General features: G+C 68.4%; 12 protein-coding genes. All 12 read right to left on the bottom strand.

Going from position 1 to position 12,711, the window contains the following annotated elements; translation table 11 throughout:
- A partial coding sequence (locus tag H5407_RS22830; RefSeq protein ID WP_255501405.1) for a contractile injection system protein, VgrG/Pvc8 family occupies positions 1–364 on the bottom strand: 364 nt, incomplete at its 3' end.
- Positions 365–774: 410 nt separating this feature from the next.
- Positions 775–1,629: an ankyrin repeat domain-containing protein gene (locus H5407_RS22825; protein ID WP_183106803.1), complete on the bottom strand. Its 855-nt coding sequence runs from the start codon at positions 1,627–1,629 to the stop codon at positions 775–777.
- Positions 1,629–2,399: an ankyrin repeat domain-containing protein gene (locus tag H5407_RS22820; RefSeq protein ID WP_183106802.1), complete on the bottom strand. Its 771-nt coding sequence runs from the start codon at positions 2,397–2,399 to the stop codon at positions 1,629–1,631. Before H5407_RS22820 ends, H5407_RS22825 begins: the two co-directional genes overlap by 1 nt.
- A complete protein-coding gene (locus tag H5407_RS22815; RefSeq protein WP_183106801.1) occupies positions 2,399–3,286 on the bottom strand; it encodes a DUF4124 domain-containing protein in 888 nt (295 codons plus the stop codon). The genes H5407_RS22820 and H5407_RS22815 overlap by 1 nt, the downstream gene beginning before the upstream one ends.
- 1 nt (position 3,287) lies before the next feature.
- A complete protein-coding gene (locus tag H5407_RS22810; protein ID WP_183106800.1) occupies positions 3,288–3,647 on the bottom strand; it encodes a hypothetical protein in 360 nt (119 codons plus the stop codon).
- Positions 3,648–3,674: 27 nt separating this feature from the next.
- Complete coding sequence (gene tssH, locus H5407_RS22805; RefSeq protein ID WP_183106799.1) at positions 3,675–6,395, bottom strand: type VI secretion system ATPase TssH; 2,721 nt, start codon at positions 6,393–6,395, stop codon at positions 3,675–3,677.
- 33 nt (positions 6,396–6,428) lie between these two features.
- Positions 6,429–7,511, bottom strand: coding sequence for a type VI secretion system baseplate subunit TssG (tssG, locus tag H5407_RS22800; protein ID WP_183106798.1), 1,083 nt, complete (start codon positions 7,509–7,511; stop codon positions 6,429–6,431).
- On the bottom strand, positions 7,493–9,331 hold the full coding sequence (gene tssF / locus H5407_RS22795) for a type VI secretion system baseplate subunit TssF (RefSeq protein ID WP_183106797.1): 1,839 nt from the start codon (positions 9,329–9,331) through the stop codon (positions 7,493–7,495). The genes tssG and tssF overlap by 19 nt, the downstream gene beginning before the upstream one ends.
- 11 nt (positions 9,332–9,342) lie before the next feature.
- Positions 9,343–9,852 (bottom strand): type VI secretion system baseplate subunit TssE, encoded by a 510-nt coding sequence (gene tssE / locus H5407_RS22790; RefSeq protein WP_183106796.1) that lies wholly within the window; start codon positions 9,850–9,852, stop codon positions 9,343–9,345.
- Positions 9,853–9,959: 107 nt separating this feature from the next.
- Positions 9,960–10,505 (bottom strand): type VI secretion system tube protein Hcp, encoded by a 546-nt coding sequence (locus H5407_RS22785; protein WP_183106795.1) that lies wholly within the window; start codon positions 10,503–10,505, stop codon positions 9,960–9,962.
- Positions 10,506–10,549: 44 nt separating this feature from the next.
- Positions 10,550–12,034, bottom strand: a complete 1,485-nt coding sequence (gene tssC / locus H5407_RS22780) for a type VI secretion system contractile sheath large subunit (RefSeq protein WP_183106794.1) — start codon at positions 12,032–12,034, stop codon at positions 10,550–10,552.
- A gap of 1 nt (position 12,035) precedes the next feature.
- Positions 12,036–12,545, bottom strand: coding sequence for a type VI secretion system contractile sheath small subunit (gene tssB, locus H5407_RS22775; protein ID WP_183106793.1), 510 nt, complete (start codon positions 12,543–12,545; stop codon positions 12,036–12,038).
- Positions 12,546–12,711: the final 166 nt, after the last annotated feature.

The following is a 12,711-nucleotide window of genomic DNA, read 5'->3' as shown; positions in this document are numbered from 1 at the left end:
AGGCGAGCCAGGGCAGCAGCACCATGTCGTAGTACGCGAAGCCGCCCTCGTTCTTGACGAAGCGGAACTCGAAGACATGGCCGTTGAAGAAGCGCGAGCTGCCGTCGTCGCGCAGCAGCTCGATGCTGACCATCTTGCCCAGCACGTCCTTCAGCGCGATGTCCGGCTGGTCCGAGAGCACCTCCACCACGAAGTGGAAGTCGCGCGAGAGGCCTTCGGTCGCGTCCAGCCGGTTGGCCACCATCAGCGCGGAGGGGCCGTCCTCCCGCGGGAAGTGCAGCTGCAGCAGCCGCGCGTTCTGGCGTTGACCCCGGATGAATTGCAGCAGCGCGCCGCTGGCTTCGCTCAGCGCTTGTGATGACATTGTTGATTCCTCCCTGGTCCAGGCCGCCCCGCACTGACTTCCGTGCAGGCCACCCTGGATGAGCAGCGCTCCCGCTTGGGGCACTGCCTTGCTTGCATCCCGCGGCTCCCTCTGCACAGCGCCAACCCTTGGTGTCAGCGGCTTTCGTGGCATCAGCGGCCTCAGCCGCCGCAACGCCTCCTGCCGGCGCCATGCGGAAGAACCCTAGAAGCGGCAGATTGTTTCAAGGCGACTGGCGACTGTCCGCAAGCAGGTGCGTCGTACTGCAAGCGAATGTTTCTAAAGCCTTGAGAAGTTAGGAAGTGGCGCTGGCGGTGCCCCTCCATTCAGGGGTTGCACACACCCAGCGGGCAGGCAGCGAACTTCGCCCGCCCCAGGGCCGGCCTCCATGACCGGGCAAGGCGCTGGGATCAGGGCAGCGCGCCATGCACCAGCAGGAGATCAACCATGTCCTGATGCCCCCCTTGCATCGCCGCGCCCAGCGCGCTTTGCCCCTCGTAGTCACGCAGATCGGTGCGCGCACCGTGCTCCAGCAGGGCTCGTGCAAGGGCCAGCGAATTGAAGCGTGCGGCGTGCATCAGGCCCGTTCGCCCCCGACCGTCCGCCAGGTCCACCGGGCAGCCATGGGCAAGCAGCAAGCGCACCCACGGGTCCAGGGCCTCGGGCGTCAGCGTGGCCGCCTTGGGCGACAGCTCCTGCCAGAGCGTCATGCCGCCCGGTGCGTCCTGGGGCTGTGGGTCGGCTCCCAGGGCCAGCAAGGCCTCCGCCTGAGGAAGTCGCTGCAGCAGCACGGCCAGGCGCAGCGGCGCTGTCTTTCTCGCGACGCTTCCTGCGTCATCAACGGCATCCGCACCGTCGATGCGGGCCCCCGACTGCACCAGCAGCCGGATGGCCTCCGGCTCCGCCTTGGCGATGACGGCCAGCAGCAGCGGCGTCAAGGGTGCCTCGGGAAACTCGCGCAGGGAGAAGCTGGCATTCAGGTCTGCGGCCGGACGCGGGAGCAGCAGCTGCAGCGTCGGTAGGTCCCGGCGCATGAGAGACAGGGCCAGCAGCGATTGCCAGGTCGGGCGCGACAGGGTCGCGACCGGTCGCTGGCTCAGCGCCTGACGAAGCGGCTCCTGCAGGTGCTGGCGAGCCATCTCCAGCAGCTGGGCGTCGGTGGCCACGGGTTTGGCCTGCACTGGAGCCAGGATCGCGAGCAGCAGCAGGCCAAGGACGAGGCCCGGCCAGCCCGCCCAGGTTCTCACTGCGCGCGACAGGTCCATCACTGGGACGGATTCGCCGCCAGCACCCGTCGCAGCAGGGCCTCGTGCCCGCCGCGGACCGCCACCTGCTGCAGGCTCTCGCCACGGGCGTTGCTGCGGCGCGGATCGGCGCCTGCCAGCAGCAGCCGGCGCAGGGCGCCCTCATGGCCCAGCTCGGCGGCAAGCAGCAGGGCCGGATCACCGCTCATGGCCGCATTGGCATCGAAGCCGCGCGCCAGCAGGGCGCCGGTCAGCCAGTCTGCATGGGCGGACCGCTCCGTCAGCAGGGCGGCGGGCAGCAGGTAGGGCTTCTGGCGTGCATCGCTCAGCGAGGCCCCCTGCTGCATCAGCAGGCAGGCCGTGGCGGCCTGACCTTGCAGGATGGCGTGATCCAGAGCGGTGTCGCCTGAAGCGCTCTTGGAGGGGACCCTGGCGCCCAGTTCCAGCAGCACGCGCACCGCGGCATGGTTCCCCACGCCGGCGGCCAGGTCGAGCAGGGTGAGCCCCTGGGTGCCTCGGGTACGGTCCAGGTCCTGACCCAGCAGCTGGCGCCTCAGAACCGCGGCATCCGTCTGCTCGGCGACCAGGCGCAGCAGCGCGTCCGAGGAGGGCCGCGCGGCCACCATGCGCGTGGGCGCCTCGGCCAGCAGGGCGTCGCAGCCCTTGCGTTCGGCGGCACTGAGCGCTGCGGCTTTGACGGGGCCCGGCGCAGGCGCCTGCGCCCCGGCAGAGGCCAGCGTCAGCAGGCATGCGATGCCGCCGATCATGCGCACGATGCGATGCGCAGCCATCAATGCCCCCCCTGGCGCTTGATGCCCTGGTCGATGAGCGCTCGCGCCTCGTCGAACTTGCCCTGCGCCATCAAGCTGCGCAGCTCCAGCGCCTCCTCGGGCTCGAGGATGCCCTTGTCCACCAGCTTCTTGCCCAGGCGCATGCCCTCGATGGCCGAGATGCCTCGGAACACGTCCGGGTCCAGCGCCCCGATGCCGAGGTCGAGCAAGGGATTGAGCACCCGCGTCGCCGCCGTCGCACGCGCCGTGCGGATGCCCGCGCGCGCGGACTCCAGCTCCTTGGCGCTCTGCTTGGCCGCGGCCGCCTGGCGTGCATCCTCGACCTTCAGGTACTGCCCCAGGCGCGAGTTGGAGTAGGTTGGCGCCTTGGGCGCAGGCAGGGTGCTGGCCTTGGCGCCCAGCACGTCGGCGTAGGGCCCCCAGCGGTCACGCTTCATCATCTCCTTGACGCTGGACTCCAGCCATTTCTCCGCACTGCCGCCAAAGTTGCCGGTGGCCAGGCCCAGGCCAGCGCTGAGGCTGCGCTCGCCAGCCTTCACGCCGACGAGGGTGTCGCGCAGCGGGCGGAACTGCGGGTACTTCTGCAGGGCCAGCCAGGCCTTGGGGTCCGACTTCTGCAGCTCCTGCAGCACCAAGTCCAGCTTGCGCGGGCTGTTGCTGCGCAGATAGCTGAGGTAGTCGAGGTAGTCGTTGATCTTCGGGATGCGCTTCTGCGCTTCCTTGATCAGCTTCTTGGCCTGCTCGTAGTCCTTCTTGTTCTGCTCGTCGCTGCGGGTGCGCGCCTGCTGGCCGGGCTTCACGGCCTCGACGGTGCCGGCGCCCTGCGGGGTGTCGGTGAACTCAACGCGGCCATCCGGACGGACAACGCGGTAGACGGGGCCGCCCATCTCAGATCACCTGCAGCGCCAGCAGCCGCAGCGGCTGCGGATGGATCAGCGCCCGCAACTGCAGCGCCCCCGCGCGCACCTCCAGCCGCCAGGGCGCGATGGCACTGAGGCTCAGTGCGGCATTGCCCGGGCCGTCGTCGAAATGCAGGCTCCACCAGCCCTGCTGCATCTGGCGCAGCAGGGCCTGGGACTGGTCGCGCAGGCCCAGGTGCGCCTGCTGCAAGGCCTGCACGAGCAGGGCCGGCAGGCCGCTGGCCTCGGCGCCGGTGCTGGCCAGGGCATGCCCCTGTTGCTGCTGCCAGTCGCCTGGCAGGCAGTGGGCGGCGCACAGCGCCAGGACGGAATCGCTGGTGTCACTCATGGCGATGGGCTCCTGATGGGTGGCGAATCATTGCACCTTGACGGCAAAGTCGCCCTTGGCATTCACGCCCACCTTGACGCGCTGGATGGCCTTGCCCTCGGCCATGCGGCCCAGCATCTGCGCGGCCAGCGCGGGCAGCAAGGTGCCGTTGAGCAGGTGGTCGATGTTGCGGGCACCGGTATCGACCTCGGTGCAGCGCGCCAGCACGGCCTCGACCAGGGCATCGTCGATGCTCATCTCGGCCTGGTGATGCGTCTGGATGCGCTCGGCGATGCGCCGCAGCTTCAGGCGGATCACCGCGGCCAGGGTGTCGTCGTCCAGGCCGTAGAAGGGCACAACCTTGGTCCGGCCGATGAAGGCGGGCTTGAAGGTCTTGTACAGCGCCGGGCGCAGCAGCTCCTCCAGGGCCTCGACGGCCGGCCGTTCGCTGGCCGGCTTGTTGATGCAGGCCTGCATCACCTGGGCCGAGCCGACATTGGAGGTCAGCAGGATCAGGGTATTGCGGAAGTCAATCTCGCGGCCCTCGGCGTCGTCCATCCAGCCCTTGTCGAAGACCTGGTAGAACATCTCCAGCACGTCCGGGTGGGCTTTCTCGACCTCATCCAGCAACACCACGCTGTAGGGCTTGCGGCGCACGGCCTCGGTCAGCACGCCACCTTCGCCGTAGCCCACATAGCCGGGGGGCGAGCCCTTGAGGCCGCTCACGGTATGCGCCTCCTGGTACTCGCTCATGTTGATGGTGATGAGGTTCTTCTCGCCGCCATAGAGGGTCTCGGCCAGGGCCAGGGCGGTCTCGGTCTTGCCCACGCCCGAGGGGCCGACCATCAGGAACACGCCCTTGGGCTTGTTCGGGTCCTCCAGCTGGGCCCGCGCGGTGCGCACGCGCTGGGCGATGGCGGCCAGGGCATGGTCCTGCCCGATGACGCGCTCCTGCAGACTGGACTCCAGCTGCATCACGGCCTGCAGCTCGTCCTTGATCATGCGGCCCAGGGGAATGCCGGTCCAGCCCGAGACGATGTCCGCCACGACGCGGCGGTCCACCTGCAGGGGCAGCAGGGGTTCGTCGCCCTGCAGGGCATCCAGCTTCTGCTGCAGGGTCTGGAGCTCGGTCTGGGCCGGCGTCAGCGTGGCCTGGACGGCGCCCCGGCGGCGGCGGCTGGACGAGGGTTCGGCCGCGGGCTCGGCCAGCGGGGCGGGTTCGGCGGCTTTCTCGTCCTCCAGCTGGCGGCGCAGGGCCTGGATCTGCTGCACCAGGGCCTGCTCCTGCTCCAGCCGGGCACGCAGCAGGGCCTCGCGGGCTTGCAGGGCTTCGCGCTCGGCGCGCAGCTGCTGCAGGCGCTCCTGGTGAGGTGCTCCTGCGGCGAGCTCGCGTTCGAGTGCCGCGATGGCGCCGTCCAGGTGGCGCATGTCGCGCTCGATCATCTCCAGCGGTGCGGGCCGCGCATGGCCGCCCAGCGCCACCTTGGCGCAGGCGGTATCCAGCACGCCTACGGCCTTGTCAGGCAGCTGACGGCCGCTGATGTAGCGGGCCGAGAGACGCACGGCGTCCTCGATGGCCTCGTCCAGTACGCGCACGCCGAAGTGCTGCTCCATCAGGGGCACCATGGCCCGCAACATGGCCGCGGCCAGGGGCTCGCTGGGCTCCTCGACCTTCACAACCTGGAAGCGGCGGGCCAGGGCGGCGTCCTTCTCGAAGTACTTCTTGTACTCGCTCCAGGTGGTGGCGGCGATGGTGCGCAGTTCACCTCGCGCCAGGGCCGGTTTGAGCAGGTTGGCGGCATCGTTCTGGCCAGCCTGACCGCCAGCGCCGATCAGGGTGTGGGCCTCGTCGATGAAGAGCACGATCGGATGCGGGCTCGCCTTGACCTCGTTGATCACCTGCTTGAGCCGGTTCTCGAACTCGCCCTTCACGCTGGCACCGGCCTGCAGCAGGCCGAGGTCCAGCACGTGCAGGGCCACGCCCTGCAACGGCGGCGGCACCTCGCCCGAGGCGATGCGCAGGGCCAGGCCTTCCACGACGGCCGTCTTGCCCACGCCGGCCTCGCCGGTCAGGATGGGGTTGTTCTGCCGCCGGCGCATGAGGATGTCGATCAGCTGGCGGATCTCCGGCTCGCGGCCGATCACCGGATCGATGGCCCCTTCACGGGCCCGCTGGGTGAGGTTGGTGGTGTAGCGATCCAGGGCCTGGGTGGAGGCCGGCACGGCGCTGGCGGGAGTCTCGCCCCCCTCCTCGGCAGCGGCGCTGGCCGCGGGGCCCTCGCCCGGTGCCGGAGCCTCGAGGGATCCGTGGGTGAGCGCGTCCAGGCGATGCTTGATGTCCTCGATGCGGAAGCGGGCGAACAGGGGGCTCATGGCCTGAGCCTGCTGCGCCAGGGCGGGCGTGTTGAGCAGGGCCAGCAGCAGGTGGCCCGAGCGCACGCGCGGCTCCAGGCCGTCGAGCGAGGCGATCAACCAGGCATGCTCCAGCCATTGCATGAGGTTCTGCGAGAACACCGGCGTGCGGGTATTGCCCTGGCGCAAGGCGTGCATGGCGCGCTCCAGGTCCTGGCTCAGGCGCTGCGGGTCGATGTCATGCCGATGGCACAGCAGGACCAGGTCGCCCTGGGGCTGCTCCATCAGGCCCAGCAGCAGGTGCTCGAGATCGACCTCGAAATGGCCCTGGTTCATGCAAATGCTGGCGGCACGTTCTGCGGCCTGGCGGCAGACGGGGTGCAGCTTGGCGATCAGGGTCTTCAGATGCTGGGACATGGATTCCTCTCCTGGTGTTCTTTGTCAAAGGGGTCAGGCCGGGCGGGCCTCGGCCGGGCCGAGCGTGAAGCGCAGGTCGTCCTGGTCAGTGGCGCCGGGGCAGTGCCCCAGTCGACTGTCCCAGCCCAGCAGCGCCTCGCCGCCCAGGCATGCACCTTGCACGTCTTCGCGGCGCAGCACAGGTTGCAGCTCGACCTCCATGCAGGGGTCGATGAGCAGACGCAGCAGGCTGCGCAGGGCCCGCGTGGCGCGCGCGCCCGGCAGGAAGTCTCGGTAGCGCTGGCGGGTGAGCGGCCCCACCCGCAGCCGTACGCGCAAATGGCGCTGCCAGACGCGCTCGCCCAGCAGGGTGTCCTGGCCCAGGCGCATCTGGCGCTGGCCCAGCCGGCCGGTCTGGTCCCCGGGCAGCGTGTACCAGGCGCCGACGAAGCTCTCCAGTTGGACCGCCACACCGAAATGCCTGCTGAGCGCAGGGCCCAGCTCGGCGGCGCTGACACGGCGGCGCTGCAGCATGCCGGCGTGGTAGGCCAGGCTCTCGTCCCGGATGCCGCCGGCCTCGCTGCTGCAGGCGCGTTCGCGCAGGCTGGCTTCGCCAAGACCCGCGAGGGCCAGCACCAGGGGCAGAAACTGGCGACGGGTGTCGAGCTCGTACTGCAGGTGCAGGCGGTGCTTCTTCCAGGCCTCATAGAAGGTGGCGACGGCCGGGTGCGAGATCCAGTCGTAGAAGGCGCGCAGACTGCCGTCCTTCTCGCGCTGCTCATGGCGCATCAGCAGCTCGGTGTAGCTCAGCGGCAGGGCACCGGCATTGCCCAGCAGGCCGATGAACGCAGGGGCCAGCTCGCTGGGGACGGCAGGATCGTCGCTCAGGCGCAGCGAGGCCACTTCGCTGGCCGGGAAGTCCAGGGCGACGTGGTTGATGAAGCGAAGACGCTCGCGCACGGCCTCCGAGGACGTGGCGCGAACCGAGCCCTTGGGGACCTCAAGAGGCGCAAGCCGCGTCCGACCGCCCGGGGCTGCACGACGCGCCAGCCAGTGCTCCAGCAGGCGCACGGTCTGGAAAAAGCCGAAGGCCTGGGGCTGCTGCGCCAGGCGGTCAATCAGAGCAGGGCGTGCCATCCGCTCCTCGCCGGAAAACTGAACAGCAGCTCCTTGGACCGGTGGCCGCGCAGGCGCAACCGGGTGAAGCTGTTGACGTGGGCAAACAGCGCGAAGAAATGGTCCAGCACATGCGCCAGCAGCTCCATGCCGGTGCCGACGTGGCCGTCCTCGTCGATGAGCAGCTCGATGTCCAGGCCGCGCACGAAGCTCGCAAAGGGCTTGCCGGGCATCCAGGCGGTGGCTTCGTCGAAGCGCACGGACTGCAGGGCGTCGATGAGGCGCCGGTTGACGGGGCTGCGCGGCAGGTCGTAGAGGCGCAGCATGTCCTTGAGGGCCTCGATGCCGCCTTCGCTGAGAGACAGGTGATTCAGGCTCAGGTGAGAGATCAACCGCCACAGCGTGCCCCGCTGGCGGGTGAAGCGCAGCGGTGCCGTCGGGCGGCTGCGCAGGCGCAGGCCGCGCACGCTGCCGCCGCCCTCGGGATTGAGATCGCCGCCGGCCTGCCCGATGAGCAGCAGGGTCGGCAGCTCGCGGTTGGTGGCGAGCACGTCGATGGACAGGGTCTCGCCCAGCAAGGTCGCCGGGTCGAAGGCCGGATCGACCAGGCTGATCTGCAGCTCGTGGCCCGGGCTCAGCTTGGCCAGCTCCGCATCGCGCTGCAGGTGATAGAACAGACCGGGCTCGCCCGCCTCGGACTCGAAGCTGTGCCCCAGGCCGTAGAAGGGCCTCAGGGTCTGTACCTGCTCGCCCTGCTCCGTCTTGCGAACGCGCTGCACGCGGGTCAGCGAATAGACCTCATAGCAGGCGGCGCGGCGGGCGTCGGGCAGCACGGCGTAGCTGGCCTGCCGGTGATCCACGCGCACGGGATCCGCATGCTGCTCGAAGAGGTTCACCACCGGCACGCAGCCGAGCTGCAAGTGGCCCTCGCCGACGCCGTCCAGCAGGCGGGCCTCTTCACCGTCGGGCCGCAAGCCGCCCAACAGGAAGTGCAGGGTGAAGGGACGGCCGCTGCGCAGCGCCACATGACAGCGCTGCAGCGGCAGGTCCACGAACTGGAACTTCTGCGGGAAGGCCAGGTACTCGGTGAGCAGGCGGTAGGCCGGGCTGCTGCGGGAGTCCGGCGGCAGCAGGGCCTCCTCGGGGGCGAAGCCGGCCAGGCGCGGGCGCCAGTCGGGCTCATCGCCCTGCCCCAGGCAGGCCCAGGCCTCGCGGTCGGCCTGCTGAAGATAGAGGGCTCGGGTTTGCTGGCACAGGGCATGGCGTAGGGCGCAGACCGTGGCGCTCTCACCGTCGATGTAGACGCGCAACTGGGGCGGCAGGGGCTCATCCGCCTGCCAGGCGGGATCGATCTGCAGCGTCAGGCTCAGCATGGCGCTGAGCTGCGGCGGCAGGCGGGTGCCCAGTGGCGCATGGACGGTGGCGGAGAAGCGCAGAGCGCTCAGGCGCACCGGCGGGCTCTGCACGGCATGCGTGCTGCGGAAGCGGCAGTTGACGCCCTGCACCTGGCGGCTCTGCAGCACGGCCCCCGCCGGCAGCTGGGCTCCAGGCGCCTGCTCCAGCTGCGCGATGGCGCAGGAGGGGAAGGGGCGCAGGTAGTGCGGGTAGAGCACATCCAGCAGGGTCTCGGTGAAGAGCGGAAAGTCGTCGTCCAGCCGCTTGTGGGCCCGTGCGCTGAGCAGGGCGAAGGACTGAATCATGCGCTCGACATGGGGGTCGTCGGACAAGTCGCCCGAGACCGTCAAGCGGCCTGCCAGCTTGGGATACTGCCGGGCGAAGGACTCGCCCTGGCGTCTCAGGAAGGCCAGTTCCTGCTCGAAATAGGGCAGCAGCTCATCCATGCGCAGCCTCCTCAGGCGTAGTTGGCCAGGGACGGGCTGGCGAGCTGCTCATGCACACGGCCCTCGCTGCGCACCGCGTACTGCTGGGTCATGGTGCTGAGCACGGCGTTGAAGTTGACCGGCTCGCTCAGGGCGTGCAGTTGCAGCACGGCATGGATGGAGAAGCGCAGGGCGTGGCGGTTGGAGTGATCGACCTCCAGCTGCACGCGCAGGCCGCGCAGACGTGGTTCGTGATCGCGGATGCAGCGCTCGATGGCACGGCAGATATTGCTGCGGTCCGTTGGGGACAGCAGGGTCAGCGACACGAAGTCCTCCAAGCCGAAGCCCAGCACCGAGGCACTGGCCAGCGGATAGGGGCTGAGCTGCTCGGCGGCGAGACCGCGGCGGGTGTTGAGCAGGATTTCGAGGTCGCGGGCCACGCCCTGTTTGATGCGGGCAAGGGACTGCAGCTGTTGCAGGCCAGCCTGGACGGGCTCGGTATCCAGCAATCGGTCCAGCAGACTGGGTCGCAGCGCGGCCATGAAAAACTCGAGGCAAGAAGACAGACAAGCCGCGCGGCCTGCCCGCAAGCGGGCGATGGCACGGCGCGGCCGGCCCGGCGCCGCAGCAACCGGGCCATTCATGAGGATCAGGAGAAGTTGGGCACGTTCTTGGCCAGGTCCCAGGCGCCCTGGATGTTGACCTTGCCGGACTTCTCGCCAGCGATGTTCAGCTCGTCGTAGGTCCACTTCACGGCGGAGTACTTGAGCGAGAACACTTCGGATGGGATGCCTTCAGCCGACACGGTGGTCTGCACCGAAGCAACGATGACGTTCTTCAGGTCCACGCGCAGGTACTGGTGGCGGCTTTGGGTGCCCGAGGGGCTGCCAACCGAGTTCTTGCCGCCATGGGCGCGGTAGAAGTAGATGCTGACGTCATTGATGATGGTGCCGGCCGAGCAGGCCTGCAGCAGCTTGGGCGTGGAGCCGTCGATGTCCTTGGTGAAGATCATCTCGCCGTGCTCGCAACGCTCGGAGGTATGACCACCGGCGGTCGAGGCCGTCGCGGACTTGGGCTGCTTGACCACATGCGACCACGAGTACACCTCGACGGTGTCCTTGTGCTTGGTGTCGCGAGAGTCCCCCTTGATGTCGCCGCCCTTGCTGTGAAAGTCGACGTAAATGTCTTTTGCCATTTTCTAAAAGCTCCCGTTAGGGTGAATGAGAGGTCTTTGCCGGATCAGCCGCGGGTGCCTTGCGGCAGCTCCGCGACCAGGCGCAGCGAGACCGAAAGCTCGTCCAGCTGGAAATGCGGACGAACGAACGACACGGCGCGATAGACGCCGGGACGTCCCGGAACCTCGGAGACTTGCACCGAGGCTTCGCGGAGCGGGTACTGGGCTTTGGTGGCCTGCGAAGCCGCGTCGTCGCTGGTGACGTACTGCGAGATCCAGCGGTTCAGGTAGTCCTCGACGTTGGCGGCGGACGCGAAGCTGCCGATCTTGTCCCGCATCATGGCCTTGAGGTAGTGCGCGATGCGGCAGACCGCAAACATGTACTGCAGCTGCGCCGACAGGGACGCATTGGCGTTGGCCGCGTCGCTGTCGTACTTGCGGGCCTTCTGCGTGGATTGCGCGCCGAAGAAGGCGGCGTAGTCGGTGTTCTTGCAGTGCACCAGGGGGATGAAGCCCAGGTCGCTGAGTTCCTTCTCCCGACGGTCGGTGATGGAGATTTCGGTGGGGCACTTCAGCGCCACCTCGCCCTCGTCCGTCTTGAAGGTGTGGGTGGGCAGGTCCTCGACCAGGCCGCCGCCCTCGACACCGCGAATGGCGGCGCACCAGCCGTGGTTCTCGAAGGCCTGGGTCAGTCGGGCGCCGAAGGCATAGCAGGTGTTGACCCACAGGTAGCGGCTGTGGTCGGTGCCATCGACTTCCTCGACGAAGTTGAAGCCTTCCACCGTGGTGCCGTCCAGGGGGTTGTAGGGCAGGCGACCGAGGAAGCGCGGCAGGGTCAAACCCACGTAGCGTGCGTCCTCGCTCTCGCGGAAGGACTTCCACTTGGCGTACTCCACAGTGTCGAAAACCTTGGAGAGGTCGCGCGGACGGGACAGGTCGGAGAAGGTCTCCAGACCCATCAGCTCGGGCGAAGCTGCCGAGATGAAGGGGGCATGGGCCGCTGCAGCCACGTGCGACATCTGCTCGATGAAGTACATGTCCTCGGGCTGGCGGGTGATGTCGAAGTCGCCGAGCAGGGCGCCGAAGGGCGCGCCGCCGAAGGTGCCAAACTCCTCCTCGTAGACCTTCTTGAACAGGGCGCTCTGGTCGAAATCGATGGCCGTGCGGAAGTCCTTGATCAGCTCCTTCTTCTGCGCATTGAAGAGCTGGATCTTCATCTGCGAGCTGGTGGAGGTCTGCTGGCAGAGGTAGTGCAGGCCACGCCAGCTGCCTTCCAGGCGCTGGAAGTCAGCGTGATGCATGACCTCGCTGAGCTGGCGGCTGATCAGCTCGTCGATCTCGGCCACGCGCGCATCAAGGGTGGCGCTGAGGTTGTCTGAAACCACCACGGTGCCATCCATCACCTCGCGGACCAGCTCGGTGATGATGTCACGGGCGCGCTGGTGCTCGGTATCCGAGCGGGCAACCTTGCTCTGGGTGACGATCTGGTCGAGCAGGTCCAGGCCTTCGGTCGGGGCGGCTTGGCGTTCTTGCAGGGCGCTCACGCTCATCTCAGTTCTCCTTGCTCTGCGGCTGCAGCTGCTGCAGTTGCTCGGTACTGCGCAGCACGTCGGCCAGCAGGTCCTCGAGCTTGTCGTTGCCGGCCAGCTTGTTGCGCAGGTCGGCCAGCTTGGTACGGGCCTCAAGGAGGCGACGCAGCGGCTCCACCTGCTCGACGACGGCCTCCGGGCGGAAGTCGTCCAGCTTGTGGAACTCCAGGTTCACCGCGAACTCGCCGCCCTCGGGGCTCAGCGTGTTCTTGACGCGGTAGCTGGCGCGCGGGGTGATGCCATCGATCACCTCGTCCAGGTTGTCCATGTCGACGTTGACGAACTTGCGGTCCTTCAGCTTGGGCAGCGGCGCATCGGCGTCACGCTTGCCGGAGAAGTCCCCCATCACACCGACCACAAAGGGCAGCTCCTTCGCCTCGATGGCGTCGCCAATCTCCACCTCGTAGCTGAGTTGCACGCGGGGCGGGCGCACCTTTTCCAGGCGCTTCTGAACACTTTCTTTCTTGGCCATGGCCATCTCTCCCGGGTGAGGCGTTTACTTGAGGGAACTGAAGGGATCGCGCGAGGTGGCACCAGCCGTTGCGGGTGCGGGCGCAGGCTTGGCGGCCGTCGCCGCGACCGGCTTGGGCGCCGCAGCGGTGCTTGCGGGCTGCGCGGCAGGGGCAGCAGGCGCTGCC

Origin of the sequence: Mitsuaria sp. WAJ17 (genome assembly GCF_014174515.1) — a bacterium.
Lineage (GTDB): Bacteria > Pseudomonadota > Gammaproteobacteria > Burkholderiales > Burkholderiaceae_C > Roseateles_B.
The sequence above is the reverse complement of the archived record's forward strand: the minus strand, read 5'-3'. Positions and strand labels throughout refer to the sequence as shown.